This window comes from Micromonospora antibiotica (assembly GCF_017599305.1).
In the GTDB taxonomy this organism is placed as follows: Bacteria; Actinomycetota; Actinomycetes; order Mycobacteriales; family Micromonosporaceae; genus Micromonospora; species Micromonospora antibiotica.
Map to the genome: position 1 here is coordinate 32,868 of NZ_JAGFWR010000007.1, position 21,454 is coordinate 54,321.

Sequence of the window (21,454 nt, forward strand, 5' to 3'; positions counted from 1 at the left end):
GTCCATGAGCACGCTGAAGGACCGCCTGACCGCAGACATGCGCGCCGCCCTCAAGGCGCGCGACGAGCTGACCACCTCCACGTTGCGGATGGCGTTGGCCGCCGTCGGCACCGCCGAGGTCGCCGGCAAGGCCAAGCGCGAGCTCTCCGACGACGAGGTGCTCGCGGTGCTGACCAAGGAGGCGAAGAAGCGCCGGGAGGCGGCTGCCGCCTTCGCCGACGCGGGCCGCGCCGAGCAGGCCGACAAGGAGACCGCCGAGGGTGCGGTGCTCGACCGTTACCTGCCGAAGCAGCTCGCCGAGCAGGAGCTGACGGAGCTGGTCGCGGGGGCGCTGGCGGCGGGTGGCTTCACCGAGAAGTCCCAGATGGGCCCGGCGATGAAGGCGGCCCAGGCCGCGGTGGCCGGCCGGGCCGAGGGTGGTCGCGTCGCCGCCGAGGTACGCCGACAGCTCGGCCTCTGACTCATATCAACTCTGGTCGTTTCCCCGGTCGCCGGTTTGTCAATTCAATTTTGATTACCGAGAGTGCCTGCAATTGGCTGTTGCGGTGACGGCTGATTCGTGGAAGGCTCGTTTGGCCGGCTTGACATGCAACGGGGGCGTGTTCGACACCGGTTTGAGGACATGACCCTCGTTGCCTCGACCACTTGAGGTGACTATGAAGCCGTTGGCTGTTGCTTCCCTATTCATTTCGACGTGTATGGGTGCCGTCGTCGTCGTGCCGTCGGCGGCGTCCGCTGACATCTCCATCCAGGCCACGTGTTCCCGCACGGTCAACGTGGCCAGCAGTGCCTACAGCACGGTCGATCCCATCGCCATGCCGTCGACCGGCAGCACCGCGTCGAGCACGAGCTGTGGAATGGCGCAGGGCGCCAACAGCAGCGCTGTCGGTGCCCTGCAACGGGCGTTGAAATACTGCTATGGCGCCGGCATCACCGTGGACAACGATTTCGGCCCGGCAACCAAGTCCGCCCTTGTCTCCGCTCAGAAGCGGGAGGGCATCACCGCAGACGGCGTCTATGGACCGCAGACCCGGCTGAGCCTGACGTGGCGCTCGGTGGGCAACCGGTGCGACAAGGCCGCCAATCCCATCTACACCTGATCGGTTTCCGAACACCTTGACGCCAGTGGGCGGGCACCCCGACCGGGGTGCCCGCCCACTGGGTCGACAGAGGCGTCAGTTGTTGCCGGGTGGACGGCCCGGTGGGTTGCCGGTGTTACCCGGCGTGTTACCGGCCTGGTTGGGGGTGCCGCCGCCGCTGCTCACCTCGATGGTGACCACGCCGCCCTTGATGGTGCGGCCGTCGGGGCTGGTGCCGGCGACGGAGCCGGCCGGGCATTCCGAAGCGATCTTGTTGTCGGAGACGACGACGGAGAAACCGGCGTCCTTGAGCCTGCTCCGGGCGCTGTCCACCGACTGGCACTTCACGTTCGGGATGGACCGCTGGTCACCATTGATGATCTTGCCGTTGGGCGGGGTGAACTCGATGCCGGGCTTGCCCTTCATGGCGTCGCGCAGCGTCTGGTAGACCGCCGGGTTGATGCCGGTCGGCGTCTCGTCGTGCCCCATCTTCTGGTTGGTCTGCGGCCAGTCCGGGTCGGCCATGATGCCGGCCACCGCGAACTGCTTGGTCATCGCCACCAGGGCCGAGGTCTTGTCACCGTCGGTGGTGCCGGATTTGCCGGCCACCGGCTTGCCGACGATGCCCCGGACGTTGCGGGCGGTCGCCCCGACACACTTGGAGACCGACGAGCGGTCACCGACCGGGCAGCGGGCCGCGTCCACGGCGGCCCGGGCCACCTCGGTGCTGATCCGTTGCTCGCAGCGCGGGTTGGCGACGTCGAGCTTGTTGCCCTCCGGGTCCTTGATCTGCTGCACCGGGATCGGCTCGCAGAACTTCCCGTCGGCCGCCAGGGTGGCGTAGGCGTTGGCCAGCTCCAGCGGGGTGGTCGAGGAGACACCCAGCGTGAAGGCACCCCACTGGTTGGCGCCGCCCTCCTTGGTGGCCCGGCGGGCGTCGTCGCTGCTGCGGAAGGTGATGCCGAGCTTCTGCGCCGCCTTGATCACGTTCTCCGCACCGACCTGCTGCTCCAGCGGGACGAAGTAGGTGTTGACCGAGCTGCCGAACGCGGTCCACATGTTGTGCACGCCGGCCATGCTCGCCGAGGCGTTCTTGGGGCAGTAGAAGTGCGTCCCCGGGCAGGCGGCCGGCGAGTTCTGCTGGACGATGTAGTCCGACTTGAACACCGGCGGGGAGTTGATCGGGTAGGCGAGCGGGATGCCCTTCTCCAGCGCGGCCACGAGGGTGAACATCTTGAACGTCGAGCCGGCCTGGTAGCCGGTGATGCCCTGGCCGCCGCTGAGCAGCGGGTTCACCGTGTTGGGGTAGTTGCCCCGGATCTTCTTCTTGGCCTTCTTGGGGTCGCTGGAGTACTTGTTCTGCGGCTTCTTCGGGTCATCGATCTTGAAGTTCCGGTTCACCGACAGCGCGCGCACCCGGCCGGTGCCCGGCTCGATCGCGGCGACCATCCGGGCGGCCTTGCTGTTCACCCCGAGGTTCTTGCGGACGGCCCGGTCGGCACCGTTCTGCGCCTGCACGTCGAGCGTGGTGGTGATGGTGTAGCCACCGCTCTTGAGCCGCCGCTCCCGGTCGTACGTGGTGGAGCCGAAGGTCTCCTGCCCGAGCCACCAGCGGTAGAAGTAGTCGCAGAAGAAGCCCCAGTCCTTCTGGTTGGTGGCGACGCAGCCGTTCGGGGTGCGCTTGTCCTTCACCGCCAGCTTGACCGCCTTGGCGGCGTCCGCCTCCTGCTGGGTGATGGCCTTCGTCTTGACCATGTTGTCGATGACGTAGTTACGCCGGTCGAGCGCGAGCGGGTAGCCGCTGCGGGTGGTCGGGTCGTTGGTGGTGGGCGCCTTGACCATGCCGGCCAGCAGCGCCGCCTCCTCGATCTTGAGGTTCTTGGGCGACTTGCCGAAGTACACCTGGCTGGCGGCGAACACGCCGTACGCGCCGTTGCCGAAGGAGGCGAGGTTCAGGTAGCGGGTGAGGATCTCGTCCTTCGAGAACTCCTTGTCGACCTGGAGGGCCAGGCGCATCTCGCGGAGCTTGCGGGCGCTGGTGTCCTCGGTCGCGGCGACCACGTCGGCCGGGTGGGTGGCCGAGTAGGCGATGGCCAGCCGGACGTACTGCATGGTCAGGGTGGAGGCGCCCTGCTGGGAGTTGGTGCCGGACTGGTTGTTGACGAACGCCCGGGCCACGCCGTTGATGTCCACGCCGTTGTGCTTGTAGAAGTCGTGGTCCTCGGCGGCGATGATCGCCTTCTGCATGTACGGGGAGATGTCCGCGAGCTTGACGTCGCGCCGGTTCTCGTCGTACATGGTCGCCAGCGGGGTCTTGCCGTCGCTGGCGAGCAGGTAGCTGATCTGTGGCGCGCGGGCCACCGTCAGCTCCTTGGGCAACGCCCCGAAGGTCTCGGCCCCGGCCTTCGCCGCCAGGCCGGACATCGCCACCGCGGGGAAGGCCGCCGCCGCCACCACCACACCGGCCAGCAGGCCGCAGATCAGTAGCGATGCGGCGTTGGTGAAGACATTGTGGTCACGTTTCCGCATCCAGGTCACCTCGACAGGGTACGCGAGTAGGGAACGAGGGGCGCCGGGGCGTTCTTTCCCCATTTCCTGCGCGCGCCGACCTCGTTGTGCTAAACGCACGACCCCCGGTGTGGGGTTGCGTGTGACCCGCGCCGAGTCTCCACCGATCGGTGGAGCCCGCGCAGCGTTTTCACGTACTCCGGCGGGGTAAGCGGCGATCGAAGGCCCGGTAAGCCGGGACTGTCCGTAATGCTGGATTTCGCCGACAACGTTGCGTAATCATGCGACTACAGAGCATGATGGTGGCGGCGACCTGAGCCACACGTCGTCCGTGCCTCCTTGGGGAAGGAACGGGCCGGACGACCGGGGGGAACGACGGCTGGTCGCACGAGGTCGGTAGGTACTGCAAGGGGGGACGTGTACAGATGGGGATGATCACTGACTGGCCGTCGCTGGCGGCGTGTCAGAACGGGGACCCGGACGCGTTGTTCGTACAGGGCGCCGAGCAGAACGTGGCCAAGCGGATCTGCCGCAGCTGCCCGGTGCGCTACGAGTGCCTGGCCGACGCGCTCGACAACCGCATCGAGTTCGGCGTGTGGGGTGGCATGACCGAACGGGAACGCCGTGCCCTGCTGCGCCGGCACCCGCAGGTGGCGAGCTGGCGCAAGATGTTCGAGGCGGCGATGAAGAAGAACGCCAAGGACCGCACCGGCAAGGACAAGATCCTGGTCACCGCCGCCGGCTGACGCCACCCGACTGGTCGTCGGCACGCCAGGCGTGTCGCCGGCCCCGGTCGGACACCCGGCCGAGCCTGGCCGGACGCCCAGCCGGCACGGCCGGACGCCCAGCTGAGCCTGGTCGGACGCCCAGCTGAGCTTGGTTGGATGCCTAACCGCCTGGGCGGAGGCCAGCCGAGCCTGGCCGGACGCCCGGCCGAGCCTGGTCGGACGCCCGGCCGACGGTCGGTTCCCGGTCGGCCCGGTCGACGCCCGGTCGGGTGCGTACCGCGTGTCGCCGGTCAGGGACGGCTGATCGCCGCCCCGATCGTCCGCAGCCCGTCGACGTCGTGCACGTCGGCGGGCTGCGCCGTGACCGACACCGTCGGCACCGCCGGGAACGCCTCGGTGAACCGCCGGGCGACCTGCTCCTCGCGGACCGCCTGCTGCGCCAGCGCGGCGTGCGCGCGCAGCACGTCGACCGTGGCGTCGTGCCCACCCAGGTCGGCCAGCCGGTCGGCCGCCGCCCGGCTCTGCACCGCGCCCAGGGCCACCGCCGGCCGGTGCACCCGGTTGAGCACCAAGCCGGCCAGCGGCATCCGCTCCTCACCCAACCGCCCGGCGAAGTAGGCCGCCTCCCGGACCGCGTCCGGCTCCGGTGTCGCCACCAGCAGGAACGCCGTCTCCCCGGCCTGCAGGATCCGGTACGTCTGCTCGGCCCGCTGCCGGAACCCGCCGAACATCGAGTCGAGGGCGGCGACGAAGCCGGAGAGATCGGTCAACAGTTGCGCCCCGAGCACCTTCTGCACGACCCGGGAGAACATCCCGAAACTCGCGGTGACGAAGCTGAACATGCTCCGGCCCCCGCTGCGTGCCGGGGCGAGCAGCAACCGCAGCATCCGGCCGTCCAGGAAGCGGGACAGCCGGGCCGGGGCGTCGAGGAAGTCCAGCGCGGAGCGGGACGGCGGCGTGTCCACCACGATCAGGTCCCACTCGCCCCGGGCGTGCAACTGGCCCAGCTTCTCCATCGCCATGTACTCCTGGGTGCCGGCGAAGGTGGAGCTCATGGCCTGGTAGAACGGGTTGGCGAAGATCTCTGCCGCCTTCGCCGGGTCGGTGTGCTGGAGCACCACGTCGTCGAAGGTGCGCTTCATGTCCAGCATCATGGCGTGCAGCTCACCGCCACCGGCCTCGACGTCGATCCCCTTGACCCGGCGGGGGGTGTTGTCCAGCTCGGTCAGACCGAGCGACTGGGCCAACCGGCGGGCCGGGTCGATGGTGAGCACCACCGTGCGCCGGCCGTGCCGCTCTGCCGCCCGCAGCGCCAGCGCCGCCGCGGTGGTCGTCTTGCCGACCCCACCGGCGCCACAGCAGACCACGATGCGCACGCCGGGGTCGGCGAGGATCTGGTCGACGTCCAGCACGGGCGCCGCGTCTTCGGAAGGCACCATTCGAGCGTATCGGGCCGGTGGGGTCCGTGCGCCCGGGCCGACGTGAGCTGCGCGTCAATCCGCCCGGCGGAGCAGCTCGGCGAACGCCGCCAGCCCCGCCGGGTCCACCCCGTCGGGCAGCAACGGCAGCTCGGTCACCGGTCGCCCCAGCTCCGCCAGGTCGGTCCGCAGCGAATCCTCCAGCTCCCGGCGTACCTGCTGGTCCCGGGCCTCGCCGGCCAGCCCGGCCACGGTCGCCGCGTCGGTGGGCAGGCCGGCGGCGGCCAGCCCCCGCTTCAGCTCCGCCCGGGTCACCTCCCGGCCGGTGGCCAGCGGCGGGCGGGCGGCGTTGACGATCACCCGGCCCACCGGGAAGCCGAGCTGGGTCAGCTCGGTGATCGCGTCCACCGTCTCCTGGACCGGCATCTCCTCCAGCAGGGTCACCACGTGCACCGCGGTCATCGGGGAGCGCAGCAGCGCCGAGACCCCCTCGCTCTGGGTCTTGATCGGGCCGACCTTCGCCAGCCGGGCGGTCTCGGCGGTGACGTTGAGGAAGCGGCCGATCCGGCCGGTCGGCGGGGCGTCCAGCACCACCGCGTCGTACACCCGGCGTTGCCCGGCGGTGCGGGTGGTGGCCTCCTTGACCTTTCCGGTGAGCAGCACGTCACGCAGGCCGGGGGCGATGGTGGTGGCGAAGTCGATCGCGCCGAGCTTGCGCAGCGCCCGGCCGGCCGCGCCGAGCTTGTAGAACATGTCGAGGTACTCCAGCAACGCCTCCTCGGCGTCCACCGCCAGGGCGCGCACCTCGCCGCCGCCCGGGGCGTCGGCGAGGTGCCGCTCGGTGTACGGGAGGGGATCGACGCCGAAGAGCTGGGCGATGCCCTGCCGGCCCTCCACCTCGACCAGCAGGGTGCGCCGGCCCCCGGCGGCCAGGGCGAGCGCCAGCGCGGCCGCCACGCTCGTCTTGCCCGTGCCGCCCTTGCCGGTCACCACGTGCAGGCGGGACGGCCATCCGGTGCCGGCCGGGTCGGCCGGCCGCTCAGCTGCTCGCACCGGTCGAGCCTATCCACCCCACGTGGTCAGCCGACCTCGCAGACCCACCAACCCGTCTTCCGTACCACGGTGAACCGCAACGGCTGCTCGGCGATCTTCTCGTCGGCGGTGGTCAGGGTGAGCTTGGTGGAGACGGTGGCCCGGTCACCGTTCTGGCTGTCGACGGTCGGGCTGGACCAGCGGAACCGGGGGTTGGTGTAGAGGGTGGCGTACTTCTGCACCTCGGCGACCTTCGCGCTGATCTTCTGTTGGTCGCGCGACTCCGCGCAGACGAAGTTGGCCGCCCTGCCGGCGTCCCGGTCCTGGTAGACGGCGGTGAGGAAACCGTCAACCGCCACCGTCGGCTCCCGGGCGCCCTCGCCGCCCTCGGCGTCGCGCAGGGTCAGGAAGGCGAGCGTTCCGCCACCACCGCAGAGCACGACGGCCGCGAGCAGCGCGAGCGAGGCGACCAGCACGCCCCGCCGTCGCGTGGGGGCCGGTGTCCGGTACGCCGGGTAGCCCGCCGGTGTCGGCGTGGCGGCGCCGGACGGGGAGGTGCCGGGCGTGGAGGTGCCGGGGGCGGTGGTACCGCCCGGGTCGGGTTGGTCCTGCCGTGGCGTCGGCACGCCCGGCGATCCGCTCGCGCCACCGAACGGTGGATGGGTCATGTGGTCCCCCGGGGGATGGGGCGCCGTCGCCGCCCCTGGCGACGACGCGGGTACGGGCGCGGCGGGCGACCCCTGATCGCCCGTCCGAGGCGCAAGGGTAACGGTCGATGGGCGGCGCGTGGCGGACTGCTCACGACCTGCGGTGGGTCGCGATCGCTTTCCGGACCAAGCGTCTGTCGCATATGTGACTTTGGGTGATCGATCGTGCGCGTCCCGTTGTCCCCCGCCCCGGCCGGGTCCTACGTTCGTCCGGGTGTGGGGGAGCGGTTCGGGTCGGCGCCCGGTCCGGACGGCGGTCATTCACGGTACGAGGCCGGAGGCAGGTACATGCGCGACGCGGAGAACATCTCCCGGGCCCACTTCTCACCAGGAGACCGGGGGAGGCGGGGCGGTTCGCCCGGAGACGCGGACGGGTCGGGTGGTTCACTGCCGATGAACGAGCGGTCCTACCGGCGCTGCGCCGAACCGTCCGAGGTGCTGCGGATCCTCGGCCGCCCCGGTGACCGGGGCCGGGACGACGAGGAGCCCGGCTACGTCATCCACCTGCCGATCCGGGTGGCCGACCTGACGGCGGCCACCGCCCTGGCCGGCACCGTGGCCACCTCGCTCGGCTTCCTGGTCGAACTGGACGCCGGCGAGACCACCGTCTCCACCGTCGACGACCAGAACAACCGGCACCGGGTCTTCTGCGACCTGCTGCTGCCCGACCGGTCCCGTTGCCCCCAGCCGTACGACCACACCGGGCAGTGCGGCGAGCTGCCCGCCGCCCCGGAGCAGCGTCCCGCGCCCCGACCCTCACCCGGACCGTAGGCTGTCGGCGGAACATCCACGTCAGGCAAGGGAGCCTTCCACCGATGCAGAAGTGGGAATACGCCACGGTCCCGCTGCTGGTCCACGCGACCAAGCAGATCCTCGACAACTGGGGTGAGGACGGCTGGGAACTCGTCGCCGTGATCCCCGGCCCGAACCCGGACCAGTTGGTCGCGTACCTCAAGCGCCCCAAGGGCTGAGGGCCCGACGATGAGCAACGGACCCCACGCCAAGCTCGCCGAGCTGGGCCTGGCCCTGCCCGACGTGGTGCCGCCGGTGGCCAGCTACGTCCCGGCGGTGCAGTCCGGCCAGCACGTCTACGTCTCCGGTCAGCTGCCGGTGGTCGAGGGCAAGCTGCTCGCCACCGGCCAGGTCGGCGCGGGTGTCTCGCCCGAGCAGGCCAAGGATCTCGCCGAGCGGTGCGCGCTGAACGCCCTCGCCGCCGTCGATTCGCTGGTCGGCCTGGAGAACATCGTCAAGATCGTGAAGCTGACCGGCTTCGTGGCCTCGGCACCGGGCTTCCACGGCCAGCCGGCCGTGATCAACGGGGCCTCCGACCTGCTCGGCGCGGTCTTCGGGGAGGCCGGCCGGCACGCCCGCTCCGCCGTCGGGGTGGCGGAGCTGCCGCTGGACTCCCCGGTCGAGGTCGAACTGATCGTCGAGGTCGGCTGACCGCACCGCCCCCACCGCCGCCCGCCGGCCCGGCGTACACCACGATCCGGGCCGGTCGGCCGGCGGAAAGCCGCGAACGGCCACGAACCGGGTACGCCGGTTCCGCAAGATCGTGGGGAGTGGCGCGCGGGGTCGTACGATCGCAGCCATGACCGGGCATGTGACGGCACCACCGGCCGCGCTGGCCGACCGGCTGCCGGACTGGGTGACGTTGCTGCGCGCCCCCAACCCTGGGCCGATGACCCTGGAAGGCACCAACACCTGGGTGCTACGCGCCCCGGGTGCGCCGCACGCGGTCGTCGTCGACCCCGGCCCGGCCGACGAGGCACACCTGGCCGCCGTGGCGGCGTCGGGACCGATCGGGTTCGTACTGATCACCCACGGGCACCCCGACCACACCGAGGGCGCCCCCCGGCTGAGTGAACTGCTCGGCGGGGCACCCGTGCTCGCCGTCGACCCCGCGCACACCATCGGCGGCCCGCCACTGACCGGGGCGGGTACGCAGCTCGGCGGGACCGGGCTGGACATCGACCTGGTCGACACCCCCGGGCACACCGCCGACTCGGTCTGCTTCCGGGTGTCGTACGGCACCGAGCAGGTGGTGCTGACCGGGGACACCATCCTCGGCCGGGGCACCACCGTCGTCGCCCACCCCGACGGGCACCTCGGCGACTACCTGACCAGCCTGGAGCGGCTCTCGGCGTACCAGGGGATCCCGGCGCTGCCGGGGCATGGCCCGGCGCTGGCCGACTGCGGTGCGGCGGCCGACTTCTACCTGGCCCACCGCCGGGCCCGTCTCGACCAGGTGCGGGCCGCCGTCGACGCGGGCGCGCGCACCGCGGCCGAGGTGGTGGCGACGGTCTACGCCGACGTGGACCGGTCGCTGTGGTGGGCCGCCGAGTGGTCGGTCCGCGCCCAACTCGAACACCTCGGAGTGGAGCAGCCGTGACCTGCCCGGTGTGCGGCACGCTCGCCGTCCCGGGCGCGCGGTTCTGCCACAACTGCGGGGCGGCACTGCCGGCCGCCGCCACCCTGCCGACCGCCGAGCGCCGGGTGGTCACCGTGCTCTTCGGTGACCTGTCCGAGTTCACCTCGTGGTCGGAGGACCTCGACCCGGAACGTGTCGGTGCCGTCACCGACCGGGTGCTCGCCGCGCTCGCCGGTGCGGTGAAGACGTTCGGTGGGCACGTCGACAAACTCACCGGCGACGGGATCATGGCGGTCTTCGGTGCCCCGGTGGCCCACGAGGACGACGCCGAGCGGGCCGTCCGGGCCGCCCTGTCGATGCAGCGGGCCGTGCGCCGGGTCCTCGACGACGAACGCGGCGGCGGCGCACCGCTCGGCCTGCGGGTCGGGCTGAACACCGGCGACGTGATCGCCGGCATCCAGGCCGCCATCGAGTACACGGTCATCGGGGACACGGTGAACACCGCCGCCCGGCTCGCCGACGCCGCCGCCGTCGGCGCGATCTACGCCGGTGCCCGGACCTCCTCGGCCACCCGGCACGTCGCCTCCTGGCGGGTGCTGCGCCCGCTGCGGCTCAAGGGCAAGCGCGAGCCGGTCGAGGCGTACGAGCTGCTGGGTCTGCTGGACGCCCCGGGCACCCGGTCGGGGCTCGGCGACGAGGCCCCCTTCGTCGGGCGGGAGACCGAGATCGGCCGGGTCGCCGGCCGGCTCGCCGAGGTGATCGACCGGGGCGAACCCCGGGTGCTGCTGATGACCGCCGAGGCGGGGATCGGCAAGTCCCGGTTCGCCGCCGAGGTGGAACGCCTCGCCGCCGGCTACGACGTCGGCGCCGGCCGGTACGCCGCGCACAGCGGGGCCCGGGTGCTCTCGGTCCGCTGCGCCGCCTTCGGTGAGCGGCGTCGGCTGGCCCCGCTGGCCGACCTGGTCCGGGCCGCCGTCGGCCTGCCCAGCGACACCTCCACCGCGCTCACCCGGCCGGCCGTCGAGGAGCGGCTGCGCCGGCTCGGTCAACGGCTCGGCCGGCTGCGTACCGAGGTACCGCCGATCGCCGCTGACCAGCTGCTGGCGCTGCTGGGCTACGCCGAACTGCCCGGCAACGCGGGTGACCAGGGCGGCTGGGGGGCGACCCCGCCGGCCGCCGACGCCGAGGCGGTGCCGGTCGCGGTGGCCGGGCTGCTCAGCGCGCTGGCCGCCGAGGCGCCGCTGGTGATCGTGGTCGACGACCTGCACGACGCCACCGGCGAGACGATCGCCGCCCTCGGCGCCACCCTGTCCCGGCTCACCGGCCCGGTCCTGGTGATGCTGCTGGGCCGACCGGAGCTGGTCCGGACCGCCGGGACGTTGACCTGGATCGCCGACGCCGAGGTGCAACCGTTGCCGCCGCTGCGCGGCGCGGACGCCTCCCGCCTGCTCACCAGCTATCTCAACGGCGGCAGGCTGCCCCAGGCCGACGCCGACCGGTTGCTCGCGACCGCCCAGGGCAACGCCTTCTACCTGGCCGAACTGGTCACCCTGCTGCGGGAGCGGGGAGCACTGACCGCTGGCCCGGACGGCGGCTGGCGGTTGGTGCCCGGCTCGCTGGGCAGCCGGCTGCTCTCCCGGGACCTCGCCGCCGTGCTCGCCGCCCGCATCGACGCCCTCCCGCCGGAGGCCCGGTCAGCGCTGCGCGACGCCGCCGTGGTCGGTGACGCGGTGCCCACCGGCGCGTTGGAGGCGCTGCGCGAGCAGCGGGCCGGGCGGGACGGCCGGCCCGCCGCGGTGGCCGCCGTCGAGCTGGAACGGGCCGTCGAGGAGTTGCTGCAACGCCGGATGCTGCACCGCACCCGGACCGGTTTCGCGTTCGCCACCCCCCTGATGCGCGAGGCCGCCTACGCCGGGGTGAGCAAGGCGGAGCTGGCCGAACGGCACGCCGCACTGGCCCGCTGGGCCACCGGTGACCCGGCGGCGTCGGTCGCCGCACCCGGGGGGTTCACCGACGCCGCCCGGGACGACTTCGTGGCCGAGCAGGTCGAGCGGGCCGCCGCCCTCGCCGACGCGGTCAAGCTCCGCCCCGACTCGCCGGCCCGGACGGTCGCCGGGTTGGGGGTGGCCGCCCTGGGCCGGGCCGCCCGCCGGGCGTTGCAGGCCGGTGAGCCGGCACTGGCCGTCGAGCACGCCGAACGCGCCACCGACCTGGCCCGCGAGGGGGTGCCCCCGGCCGACCGGGTCGCGCACGCCCGGGCGCTGCTCCAGGTCGGTCGGGTCGGCGACGCGTTGGCCTTCGCCGAGAAGATCGCCGCCAACGCCGGTGACGACGCCGGCACCCGGGCCAGCGCCCTGCTGCTCGCCGGCCAGGCCCACCAGACGCAGGGCGACCAGGGGCGCGCGGTGGCCTGCTGGGAGGAGGCGTTGCAGGTGGCCACCGCCGGGGAGGTGACCAACCTGCGGGCCTCGGCCATGCGCCGGCTCGGGATGGCCGACTTCGTCGCCGGTCGACTCGGTCAGGCGAGCAGCCGGCTCGCCGCGTCCTACCAGATCAGCCTCGCCGCGAAGGACCTGCGGGGGCAGGCCTGGGCGTTGCAGAACCTGGCCTGGGTCACCACCACCCGGGGGGACTTCGCCGGCACCGACGCGGTGCTCGGTCGGGCCGCCCGGCTCTTCGCCGAGCTGAAGGACCCGTACGGGCGGGCCTGGCTGCGCGGCACCACCGCCTTCGCCCGGCTGCTGGCCGGCCGGCTGGGGGAGGCCTGCCGGCTGGCCGGGATCTTCCTGCCGTTCGGGGAACGCGTCGGCGAGGCGTGGGCGGTGGGCACGTTACGCGCGGTCGAGGCGTTCGCTGCGGCCGAGTTGGGCGAGGTGGCCGAGGCGGACCGGTCGGCCCGCCGGGCGTACCGGGACTTCGCGGCGGTCTCCGACGACTGGGGGCGCGGGTTCGCGCTGGTCGTCCGGGGGGTGGTGGCGCGGGGGCTGGGCGAGCCGGAGCACGCCGCCGACCTGTTCACCGACGCCCTGGCGTACGCCGGTCGGACGTCGCATCCGCTGCTGACCGGGATGGCCGGCACGCTGCGCGGGTTCGTGGCGTTGGACATGGGCGACTGCGAGACCGCCGAGCGGGACGCCCGTGCGGTGCTGACCGCCGTCGAACCGCACAACCCGCAGGCCCCGGCGCAGGCCGCGCCCCGGGTGCTGCTCGCCACCGCCCGGCTCGCCGCCGGGGACCCCGCCACCGCGGTCGGGTTGCTCGCCCCGGTGGCGACGACCGCCGCGAAGACACCGACGCTGCTCTTCTCCCGCCGGCAGACCCTGGCCCGGTACGCTTCCGCGCTGCTCGCCCACGGTCAGTCGGAGCAGGCGTTGGACTGGGCCCGGCGGGCGGTCGCCGCCCCGGCGGAGGACGTCCGCAGTCAGGTGATCGGCGCGGGGGTGCTGGCCGAGGCGTTGGCGGTATGCGGGCACCCGGTGGAGGCGGCGGCCAGCGCGCAGGAGGCGGTCCGGCTGGCGTACGCGACCGAGCAGCGCAGCGAGCGGGCCAGCGCCGACGCCCTGGCGGCCCGGCTGGCCGGCGGGGTCTGACCGGCCCCGCGTCGCGTCGTCGGCGGCGGGTCCGGCGTCGAAACGGTAGGTCTGTCGGTTACGGGGATGTGCGCGCATCGGCGGGGACGGTTAGCGTGTCACTTCACGCGACCGCCCCTCGGTGCCGGTCGCGCCGTCAGGTGGGGGAACAGATGAGGTTGCCGCGTTCGGGCGCCGGTTGGACGATCGCGGTCTTCGGTGTGCTGGCGGTGCTGCTCGGCGCGTTCGGGCTGGTGTGGCCGGAGGCGCAGTTGCGGATGCTCGGCTTCGAGGTGCCGCAGACCCGGGCGGCCGGCGACTACACGGGCACGTTCCTCACCGCGTCCTCGATGGCGTCGTTCAACATGGGCGTCTACTACCTGCTGGCGGTGGCGACCGAGTGGCGGGCGTTCTACCGGTTCACGGTGGTCTTCCGGCTGGTCACCTTCACCGTCTTCACGCTGACCGTGCTGGCCGACGTGGCTCCGGACCGGTTCATCGGGGTGGCGCTGTGGGAGGGGGTGGGTGCGGTGGCGACGGCGCTCGGCCTGCGCTGGGACGCCCGTCGATCCACTGGTGCGGGCGGAAACGCTCCCATCTCGACAGCGTCCCAGGTCAGTGGGGTCTCCGGGGGTGCGTCGAGCGGGTCGGTCGCCGCCGGCCCGGCCGCTGCCGCCGGTACGGACCGCTGAGCGCCCCGGCGGAACGGGTATTTTCGAGCCGTGACCGAGACCCCGCCCGGCGCCTCCCGGCTGCCCAATGTGCCCGGTCTGACCGACTTGCAGGTCTTTGCCCGGGGCGGTTACGCCACCGTCTACCGGGCCACCCAGATCTCCGTCGGTCGGGAGGTCGCCGTCAAGGTGGAGAACCGCACCCTGGACAACGAACGCGACCAGGCCCGGTTCCTGCGCGAGGCGCGGGCCGCCGGCCGGATGTCCTCCCATCCGCACGTGGTGGACCTCTTCGACGTCGGGGTGACCGTCGACCAGCACCCCTACCTGATCATGGAGCTGTGTGACGGGTCGTACGCCGAACGGATGCGGACCTCGCCGCTCGACGCGTCCGAGACCCGTGACCTCGGCATCAAGATCGCCGACGCGTTGGCCCACTCGCACGCGGCCGGGGTGCTGCACCGCGACGTCAAGCCGGCCAACATCCTGCACTCGCACTTCAACTCGGCGGTGCTGGCCGACTTCGGGCTGGCCGTGCTGGCCGAGGCGCGGGACGCCTCGGTCACCCTGGAGGTGCTCACCCCGGCCTACGCGCCGCCGGAGATGTTCAACCACAGCCCGCCGTCACCGGCCGTCGACGTGTACGCCCTCTGCGCCACCCTCTACGCGGTGATGACCGGCCGGCCCCCGCGCTGGCAGTCCGAGCGCAACCCGAGCCTGGTCACCGTGCTGGAGTTGTTCCACCACCCGATCCCCGACCTGCCCGGGGTGCCGACCGAACTGGTCGACGTGCTCCGCGCCGGGATGTCCAACGACCCCGACGCCCGCCCCTCCGCGCTCGAACTGCGCGACCTGCTCACCGCGCTGCCCGTCGACCCGGCCCCCGCCCCGGTCAGCGGTGCGCCGGTCTCCGGCGGGCCCTCCACCGGCGGGTCCGGCGGCACCGGGCCGTACACCCTCGGGTGGACCACCGGTCAACCCGGGCGGATCACCGGCCAGCCGGCCCCCCGGCCGCCGGCCCAGGACGACCATCCGACCGTTGCGCACGGCGAGCGGCGGCGACGACGCTGGTTCTTCGGCGGGGCCGGGGTGCTCGCCCTGGCCGCCTCGGCGAGCGCCGGGGCGTGGGTCGCCGGCGGTGCGCCACCGGTGGCCGGGCCGACCGCCGCCCCGTCGACCGTGGGCTCGTCCAGCCCGGCCGCCCGCTGGGGCACCCTGCCCGGCTGCGCGGCCGACGGCACGGCCGCAACCCTGCCGCCCGGTGCCCGGTGCGCCCCCGTGCTGGAGTGCTTCGGCCCGGTACGGCTACGCGGCGACCGGGCGGAGGCGCCGCAGGTCTCCTGCGAGGGGCGGCACACCTGGGAGACGTACGTGGAGGGTCAGTTGCCGGCCGCGCTGGCCCGGGCCGGACACGCCACGATCAGCGCCGACCCGACGGTCCGGTCGGTGTGCAACGCCCGCACGTTCCGGCTGACCAGCGGGATCGACTACGCCAACGGCTGGCGGCTGGAGGTGCTGCCGCCCGGCGAGACGGATCTCGACCGGACCTACCGCTGTCTCGCCGGCCGGGGGGTCGACGCCCTGGTCGCCCCCACCCTCACTGGTCGCTGACCTCGCGCATCCGGTGCAGCCGGCTCAGCACCGCCGCGCTGTCCAACGCGTCGAGGGTGTCCGCGTCGAGGAACGAGCCCGGTTCCAGGTGCCCCGGCGAGGGCGGCACGGCCGGTGTCTCCTCGTGGTCGCGTTCGCGCAACGCGGCCAGCGCGGTGCCGGTCACCGTCGCGAAGAGGACCCCGAGCAGGGCCAGCCCCACCGTCAGGATGCCGGCGGGATGCCGGAACACCAACGCCACCAGCACCGCGCCGGTCGCCAGCCCCGCGACCACCGCCACGGTCCGCGCGTCCGGCTTCAGGAATCGGCTCACCTGACAAGCATGGCCTGAACGGGCGCGCTGTCAAACCATACGGCTCGGTGTGGTTGACCGTTCTGCCTAGAGTGACGAAACGCCGGAAGACGGTCCCCGCCCTCCGCCCTGCTCCCGCCTTCCGGTCGGGTGGGCGTCGCGGCGGACGACCCGCCACCGGTGCGGCGCGACCGAGATGGACCGGAACGGCTACCCTCGGTGTCCCCCAGGCTGTCCGTCAGCGAGGTGCGCCGATGAACGACACGTCCGCCCGCCACCGGGTCCGTTCGGTCACCACCACCCTGGCGGTGGCCCTGACCCTCACCCTGGCCGCCGCCGCCGGTTGCGAGAACCGCCGCGAACCCTCGCTGCCCTCGGTCCGCGACAAGCTGCGCGAGTCGCACATCGACGGTCAGGCGAAGATCAAGATCGGGGTGGCCACCACCGAGCCGCTGATGGGCGAGCTGCGCAACGGCAAGCACTCCGGCTTCGACGTGGAGATCGCCCGCTACGTCGCCTCCTACCTCGGCTACGAGGGCGACCAGCGCATCGAGTGGGTCTCGGTGACCACCGAGGACCGCATCCCCGCCCTCCAGGGTGGCGTGGTCGACCTGGTGGTCTCCAGCTTCTCCATCACCGAGGAACGGGAGAAGCTGGTCAGCTTCGCCGGGCCGTACTTCGTCACCACCCAGGAGGTGATGGTGCCGACCCGGCTCAGGGACAAGATCCGCACCATCGAGGACCTCCGCGAACCGGCCTACAAGGTCTGCACCAGCGGTGGCTCCACCACCGAGGCCGAACTGGCCAAACACGACGTCAAGGTGCTCGTGGTCAAGGAGGTCGGCGACTGCGTCAAGGGCATCCGGGAAGGTCGTTACGACGCGGTCAGCTCCGACGAGACGATCCTCGCCGGCTTCCTCTCCCTCTATCCGACCGAGTTCGAGATCGTCGACATGCCCTTCGGCACCAGCGAACTGCTCGGCATCGGGGTGCCGATCGGCGACCCCGCCCTGCGCGACCTGGTCGCCTTCGCCCTCCAGAAGAGCTACCTCCAGGGTCGCAACGGGATCAGCAGTCCGTGGATCACCGCCTACACCAGGTCCCTCGCACCGTATCTGAAAGCGGAGAAGGCACAGCCCCAACCGCTCAACGTGCCGGCGCTGGTCGACTTCGACGACAAGGCGCCGACGCGGTGACCGCCCCGGCCGTACCGCAGGATCTGGGCGCCACCACCGTCCCGGTACGCGACGGCTGGGACCCGGCGGTGGAGCGGCGGACACGGGCCAGCCAGTCGTTCTGGACGGCGGTGGTGGGCGTCCCCGCGATCTTCTCCGTGCTGCGCCTCGGCGTCGAGGCGGGCGGCGAACTCCAGACCACGTTGTTGCTGGTGGCGAACGTCGGGCCGGTCAACCTGCTGGCCGGCTTCCTGACCACCGCCGCCCGGCTGCTCTCCACCAGCCTGGTCGCGGTCTTCGCCCTCGGCGCGGTGCTGCGGGTCAGCGTCGAACGGATGCCGCCCACCGTCCGCCGCCCGCTCTTCGTCCGCTGGGCGGACCTCACCCCGGCGTGGTTCGTGCTGTCCAGTTTCCTGCTGGCCCTGGTCACCTGGCAGCTGCTCTACCTGCCGCTGCTGCTGCCGGCGTTCGTCGCGGCGTTCCAGCTCACCCCGGCGCGACTGCACGAGCACCCCGTGCCCCGGACGCTGATCGTGGTGACGCTCCTCGCCGGCTACGGCTGGCTGCTCGCCCCCACCCTGCTCGACGCCTGGCAGCAACGGGAACTGCTCGCCCTGGTGCTGTTCGTCGCCCCGCCGCTGCTCGCGCTCGCGGTGACCGGGCCGCTGCCCGGGGCGGTGATCCGGCCGCTCGCCTCCGTCACCGAGGCGGCGGTACTGGCCATGCTGGTCTGGGCGGCGCTACCGGTGATCACCACGCCGGTGCTGCCGCTCACCGTGACCACCGTGGAGTCGAGCCCCGGCGTCACCGAGGACGTCCGGGGGCACGTGGTCACCGTGGACGACGTCAACATGGTGCTGCTCCAGGAACGCGGCGGCGTCCGGTACGTGCCGGTGGACGACGTCCGCGCCCAGGTGCTCTGCCCCAGCGAGGAGGAGCTGCCCCGGCACCGGCTGCGGATCCGCGACTACCACGTGGAGGACTCGCTGCTGGAGGGGTTGGGCCGGCGGGTGCGACCGGTGCACCGCACCGACGCCGCCTGCCGCACCCCGCGCTGACGCCGTCGACCCGCAGGATCAGTAGGACTTCTCCTGACCCAGCACGTGCTGGGCGACGAAGTTGAGGATCATCTCCCGACTGACCGGTGCGATCCGGCCGGCCCGCACCGCACCGAGCAGCGTCGCCACGCCGTACTCGGTGGTCATGCCGGCCCCACCGAGGGCCTGCACGGCGGTGTCCACGGCCAGCGCGGCGGCCTCCCCGGCCGCGTACTTGGCCATGTTGCCGCAGACGCCGGCCTCCAGGTCGCGGCCCGCGTCGTACAGGGTGGCCGCCTTGTGGATCATCAGTCGGGCGAGTTCCACCTGCACCGCCGCATGCGCCAACGGATGCGCCACCCCCTGGTGCGCGCCGATGCTCCGCCCACCCCAGACCTTACGGGTGGCGGTGTATTCGGTGGCCCGCTCGATGGCGTACCGGCCGGTGCCGACGCCCATCGCGGCCACCGTGATCCGCTCCGGGTTCAGCCCGGCGAACAGCGCCGGCAGGCCGGCGTCCAACGACCCGCCGACCAGCGCGTCGGCGGGCAGCCGGACGTCGTCCAGGTAGAGCAGGAACTGGTTCTCCGGGGAGACGATCTCCATGTCCAGCTTGGACCAGGTCAACCCCGCCGCGTCGGTCGGCACCAGGAACAGCGCGGGCTTGAGCTTCCCGGTCGCCGCGTCCTCGGTACGCGCCACCACCAGCACGTACTGCGCCTCGTCCACGCCGGAGATGTAGCACTTGCGGCCGGAGAGCAGCCAGTCGTCGCCGTCGCGGCGGGCCACCGTGCCGAGCCGGTGGAAGTTCGACCCGGCGTCCGGCTCGGTGATCGCGAAGACCACCTTCAACGAGCCGTCGGCGAACCCGGGCAGGAAACGCTTGCGCTGCTCATCGGTGCCGTGCCGGTGGATCACCGTGGCGGCGATGGCCGGCGACACCACCAGCAGCAGCAGCGGGCAACCGGCGGCGGCCAGCTCCTCGCAGACGATGGCCAGCTCGGTGAGGCCGCCACCGCCGCCGCCGTACTCGGTGGGGACGTTGACACCCAGGTAGCCGAGCCGGCCGGCCTCCTCCCACAACTCGGTGGTGTGCCCGCCGGATTTCGCCTTCTCGACGAAGTAGGAGTGGCCGTACCGGCGGCCCAGCGCGCGGACGGCGTCGCGGAGCTGATCCTGCTCGGGGGTGAGGTCGAAGTTCATCGGGGTGCCTCCTCAGGGTTGACCACGGCCAGCACCGCACCCGTCTCGACCTGCCCACCGGCGGGCACCGGCAGGTCGGCGACCACGCCGTCGGTCGGGGCGAGCACGGGATGTTCCAGCTTCATCGCCTCCAGGGTCAGCAGCAGGTCACCGGCGGCGACCCGCTGACCGGCCGCCACGTGCACCCGGGTCACCGTGCCGGGCAGCGGCGCGAGCAGCGACCCGACCGCCAACGCCGCGCAGGGCAGCGGGAAGCGGGGCAGCTCGGTCAGCTCCGCCGCCCCGTCCGGGCCGTCCACGAAGACCACCGACCCCGCCCGGTGTACGCGCAACGCCCGCCGTACCCCGGCCACGTCGAGCAGCACCCGGTCCGGTGCCGCCGTCACCAGCTCCACCACCGGCGGGACGTCCGGTGCGTCGGCCGTCGTCGGGCCGGGTCCGGCGGCGGTCGGGTCGGTGGACCAGTCGGCGAGACCGCCGGACCGGTCCAGCCGGTAGCGCACCTCGATCTCGTCCCCGGCCGTCGTGGCGTACCGGACGACCTGCGGGACGGCCGGCACGTTGCGCCAGCCCGAGGGGAGACCGGCGAGCACCGGGGCGGCGGCCCGACGCGCGGCGGCCCCGGCCAGGGCGGCGGCCAGCGCGGCGACCGGCAGCCCGTCGGCCGGCAACAGCGGCGCGAAGACCTCGGGATGCGCGTCCAGGAACCCGGTGTCCACCTGCGCCGCGCCGAACTCCGCGCTGCGCAGCACCCGGACCAGCAGGTCCCGGTTGGTGGCCACCCCGTGCAGCTCGGCGCGGGCCAGCGCCCCGGCGAGCATTCGGGCCGCCTCGCCCCGGGTCGGCGCCCAGGCGACCAGCTTGGCGAGCATCGAGTCGTAGTGCACGCCCACCGTCGACCCGGTGCCCACCCCCGAGTCGAGCCGCAGGCCCCGGGTCGGGGTGAACTCACCGGCCACCCCGGGCACCGTGAACCGGTGCAGCGTGCCGGTCGCCGGCCGGAACCCCTGCGTCGGGTCCTCCGCGCACAGCCGTACCTCGATCGCGTGGCCGTCGGCCGGCGGGGTCGCCGGCACCGGCAACACGCCACCCTCGGCGACCAGCAGTTGCAGCCGGACCAGGTCCAGCCCGGTGACCGCCTCGGTGACCGGGTGCTCCACCTGGAGCCGGGTGTTCATCTCCAGGAAGAAGAACTCACCCGTCGGGGCGAGCAGGAACTCCACCGTCCCCGCCCCGACGTAGTCGACAGCCCGCCCGGCGGCGACCGCCGCCGCGTGCAGCCGCTCCCGCACCCCGTCGGGCAGCACCGCCGGGGCCTCCTCGACGATCTTCTGGTGCCGCCGCTGGATCGAGCAGTCCCGCTCACCGAGGGCCACGACCGTACCGTGGGTGTCGCCGAAGATCTGCACCTCGACGTGCCGGCCGCGTTCGACGTACCGCTCGACGAAGACCGTGCCGTCACCGAACGCGGCGGCGGCCTCGCGGCGTGCCGAGTCGACGGCCGTCGGCAGGTCGGCCGGGTCGCGGACGATGCGCATCCCCCGGCCGCCGCCCCCCGCGGACGCCTTGACCAGCACCGGGAAGTCGGTGACCTCGTCGCCGTCGGTCCAGGAGGGCAGCATCGGCACGCCCGCGTCGGCCAGCAGCTCCTTCGCCGCCAGTTTGTCGCCCATCGCCGCGATCGCCCCGGCCGGCGGACCGACCCAGGTCAGGCCCGCGTCGACCACGGCCGCCGCGAACCCGGCGTGCTCGGCGAGGAACCCGTAACCCGGGTGGACGGCGTCCGCGCCGGTGCGCCGGGCCGCGTCCAGGATCAGCTCGATCCGCAGGTACGTCTCGACCGGCGTGTTCCCCGGCAGCCGGACCGCCTCGTCGGCCTCGGCCACGTACGGCGCGTCCGCATCGGCGTCGGAGTGCACGGCGACCGTCGCCACGCCCAGCGCCCGGCAGGTGGCGAAGACCCGGCGGGCGATCTCCCCCCGGTTGGCCACCAGCAGCTTCCGAACAACCATGATCATGCCCTCTCGCTGCTGTTCGCGACTGCGGGACTCCG

The 21,454-nt window shown here is 72.9% G+C and carries 19 protein-coding genes; 12 read left to right on the forward strand and 7 right to left on the reverse strand.

Going from position 1 to position 21,454, the window contains the following annotated elements; all coding sequences use genetic code 11:
• Positions 1 to 4 precede the first annotated feature (4 nt).
• Entirely contained in the window at positions 5 to 460 is a 456-nt protein-coding gene (locus JQN83_RS14650; protein WP_208567699.1) for a GatB/YqeY domain-containing protein, read from the forward strand.
• Positions 461 to 656: 196 nt separating this feature from the next.
• Positions 657 to 1,100 carry a peptidoglycan-binding domain-containing protein gene (locus tag JQN83_RS14655; RefSeq protein ID WP_208567700.1) on the forward strand — a complete coding sequence of 148 codons (444 nt, stop codon included), beginning with the start codon at positions 657 to 659 and terminating at the stop codon, positions 1,098 to 1,100.
• Between the two features lie 75 nt (positions 1,101 to 1,175).
• Here JQN83_RS14655 and JQN83_RS14660 read toward each other — a convergent pair whose 3' ends face one another.
• Positions 1,176 to 3,608: a penicillin-binding protein gene (locus tag JQN83_RS14660; protein ID WP_208567701.1), complete on the reverse strand. Its 2,433-nt coding sequence runs from the start codon at positions 3,606 to 3,608 to the stop codon at positions 1,176 to 1,178.
• 404 nt (positions 3,609 to 4,012) lie between these two features.
• On the opposite strand from JQN83_RS14660, the gene JQN83_RS14665 reads away from it, so the two are divergent.
• On the forward strand, positions 4,013 to 4,333 hold the full coding sequence (locus JQN83_RS14665) for a WhiB family transcriptional regulator (protein ID WP_208567702.1): 321 nt from the start codon (positions 4,013 to 4,015) through the stop codon (positions 4,331 to 4,333).
• 272 nt (positions 4,334 to 4,605) lie between these two features.
• On the opposite strand, the gene bagB is transcribed toward JQN83_RS14665, so the two are convergent.
• Genes bagB through JQN83_RS14680 form a run of 3 tightly spaced genes read right to left on the reverse strand, consistent with a single transcriptional unit; the run spans position 4,606 to position 7,433 of the window.
• Entirely contained in the window at positions 4,606 to 5,754 is a 1,149-nt protein-coding gene (bagB, locus tag JQN83_RS14670) for an ArsA family ATPase (protein WP_208567703.1), read from the reverse strand.
• Positions 5,755 to 5,808: 54 nt separating this feature from the next.
• Positions 5,809 to 6,786 (reverse strand): ATPase BagA, encoded by a 978-nt coding sequence (gene bagA / locus JQN83_RS14675; RefSeq protein ID WP_208567704.1) that lies wholly within the window; start codon positions 6,784 to 6,786, stop codon positions 5,809 to 5,811.
• 26 nt (positions 6,787 to 6,812) lie between these two features.
• Entirely contained in the window at positions 6,813 to 7,433 is a 621-nt protein-coding gene (locus JQN83_RS14680; RefSeq protein WP_208567705.1) for an Rv0361 family membrane protein, read from the reverse strand.
• Between the two features lie 327 nt (positions 7,434 to 7,760).
• On the opposite strand from JQN83_RS14680, the gene JQN83_RS14685 reads away from it, so the two are divergent.
• The 7 genes from JQN83_RS14685 (at position 7,761) to JQN83_RS14715 (ending at position 15,694) form a co-directional block, all read left to right on the forward strand.
• Positions 7,761 to 8,243, forward strand: a complete 483-nt coding sequence (locus JQN83_RS14685; protein ID WP_208567706.1) for a hypothetical protein — start codon at positions 7,761 to 7,763, stop codon at positions 8,241 to 8,243.
• Positions 8,244 to 8,287: 44 nt separating this feature from the next.
• A complete protein-coding gene (gene sp36, locus JQN83_RS14690; protein ID WP_088643831.1) occupies positions 8,288 to 8,443 on the forward strand; it encodes a Sp36 family protein in 156 nt (51 codons plus the stop codon).
• 10 nt (positions 8,444 to 8,453) lie between these two features.
• Entirely contained in the window at positions 8,454 to 8,915 is a 462-nt protein-coding gene (locus tag JQN83_RS14695; RefSeq protein WP_208567707.1) for a RidA family protein, read from the forward strand.
• Positions 8,916 to 9,063: 148 nt separating this feature from the next.
• Positions 9,064 to 9,864 (forward strand): MBL fold metallo-hydrolase, encoded by an 801-nt coding sequence (locus JQN83_RS14700; protein WP_208567708.1) that lies wholly within the window; start codon positions 9,064 to 9,066, stop codon positions 9,862 to 9,864.
• Positions 9,861 to 13,433, forward strand: a complete 3,573-nt coding sequence (locus JQN83_RS14705; protein WP_208567709.1) for an adenylate/guanylate cyclase domain-containing protein — start codon at positions 9,861 to 9,863, stop codon at positions 13,431 to 13,433. Before JQN83_RS14700 ends, JQN83_RS14705 begins: the two co-directional genes overlap by 4 nt.
• 152 nt (positions 13,434 to 13,585) lie before the next feature.
• On the forward strand, positions 13,586 to 14,104 hold the full coding sequence (locus JQN83_RS14710; RefSeq protein WP_244252484.1) for a hypothetical protein: 519 nt from the start codon (positions 13,586 to 13,588) through the stop codon (positions 14,102 to 14,104).
• Positions 14,105 to 14,134: 30 nt separating this feature from the next.
• Positions 14,135 to 15,694 (forward strand): serine/threonine-protein kinase, encoded by a 1,560-nt coding sequence (locus tag JQN83_RS14715; RefSeq protein ID WP_208567710.1) that lies wholly within the window; start codon positions 14,135 to 14,137, stop codon positions 15,692 to 15,694.
• Here JQN83_RS14715 and JQN83_RS14720 read toward each other — a convergent pair.
• On the reverse strand, positions 15,681 to 16,007 hold the full coding sequence (locus JQN83_RS14720; protein WP_208567711.1) for a hypothetical protein: 327 nt from the start codon (positions 16,005 to 16,007) through the stop codon (positions 15,681 to 15,683). The genes JQN83_RS14715 and JQN83_RS14720 overlap by 14 nt on opposite strands.
• Before the next feature lie 233 nt (positions 16,008 to 16,240).
• On the opposite strand from JQN83_RS14720, the gene JQN83_RS14725 reads away from it, so the two are divergent.
• Positions 16,241 to 17,182 carry a transporter substrate-binding domain-containing protein gene (locus tag JQN83_RS14725; RefSeq protein WP_208567712.1) on the forward strand — a complete coding sequence of 314 codons (942 nt, stop codon included), beginning with the start codon at positions 16,241 to 16,243 and terminating at the stop codon, positions 17,180 to 17,182.
• A complete protein-coding gene (locus JQN83_RS14730) occupies positions 17,179 to 18,219 on the forward strand; it encodes a hypothetical protein (RefSeq protein ID WP_208567713.1) in 1,041 nt (346 codons plus the stop codon). Before JQN83_RS14725 ends, JQN83_RS14730 begins: the two co-directional genes overlap by 4 nt.
• A gap of 18 nt (positions 18,220 to 18,237) precedes the next feature.
• Here the strand turns inward: JQN83_RS14730 and JQN83_RS14735 are convergent, their stop codons facing one another.
• Positions 18,238 to 19,401, reverse strand: a complete 1,164-nt coding sequence (locus JQN83_RS14735) for an acyl-CoA dehydrogenase family protein (protein ID WP_208567714.1) — start codon at positions 19,399 to 19,401, stop codon at positions 18,238 to 18,240.
• Complete coding sequence (locus JQN83_RS14740) at positions 19,398 to 21,419, reverse strand: ATP-binding protein (protein WP_208567715.1); 2,022 nt, start codon at positions 21,417 to 21,419, stop codon at positions 19,398 to 19,400. Before JQN83_RS14740 ends, JQN83_RS14735 begins: the two co-directional genes overlap by 4 nt.
• Between the last annotated feature and the right edge of the window lie 35 nt (positions 21,420 to 21,454).

Bases quoted from the DNA above. Each gene is read 5' to 3' on its own strand.
- JQN83_RS14700 (WP_208567708.1), top strand. From the start codon at position 9,064: ATGACCGGGCATGTGACGGCACCACCGGCCGCGCTGGCCGACCGGCTG.
- JQN83_RS14680 (WP_208567705.1), bottom strand. From the start codon at position 7,433: ATGACCCATCCACCGTTCGGTGGCGCGAGCGGATCGCCGGGCGTGCCG.
- JQN83_RS14710 (WP_244252484.1), top strand. From the start codon at position 13,586: ATGAGGTTGCCGCGTTCGGGCGCCGGTTGGACGATCGCGGTCTTCGGT.
- JQN83_RS14660 (WP_208567701.1), bottom strand. From the start codon at position 3,608: ATGCGGAAACGTGACCACAATGTCTTCACCAACGCCGCATCGCTACTG.
- JQN83_RS14735 (WP_208567714.1), bottom strand. From the start codon at position 19,401: ATGAACTTCGACCTCACCCCCGAGCAGGATCAGCTCCGCGACGCCGTC.
- JQN83_RS14695 (WP_208567707.1), top strand. From the start codon at position 8,454: ATGAGCAACGGACCCCACGCCAAGCTCGCCGAGCTGGGCCTGGCCCTG.
- JQN83_RS14740 (WP_208567715.1), bottom strand. From the start codon at position 21,419: ATGATCATGGTTGTTCGGAAGCTGCTGGTGGCCAACCGGGGGGAGATC.
- bagB (WP_208567703.1), bottom strand. From the start codon at position 5,754: ATGGTGCCTTCCGAAGACGCGGCGCCCGTGCTGGACGTCGACCAGATC.
- JQN83_RS14685 (WP_208567706.1), top strand. From the start codon at position 7,761: ATGCGCGACGCGGAGAACATCTCCCGGGCCCACTTCTCACCAGGAGAC.
- JQN83_RS14650 (WP_208567699.1), top strand. From the start codon at position 5: ATGAGCACGCTGAAGGACCGCCTGACCGCAGACATGCGCGCCGCCCTC.
- JQN83_RS14655 (WP_208567700.1), top strand. From the start codon at position 657: ATGAAGCCGTTGGCTGTTGCTTCCCTATTCATTTCGACGTGTATGGGT.
- JQN83_RS14665 (WP_208567702.1), top strand. From the start codon at position 4,013: ATGGGGATGATCACTGACTGGCCGTCGCTGGCGGCGTGTCAGAACGGG.
- JQN83_RS14725 (WP_208567712.1), top strand. From the start codon at position 16,241: ATGAACGACACGTCCGCCCGCCACCGGGTCCGTTCGGTCACCACCACC.
- sp36 (WP_088643831.1), top strand. From the start codon at position 8,288: ATGCAGAAGTGGGAATACGCCACGGTCCCGCTGCTGGTCCACGCGACC.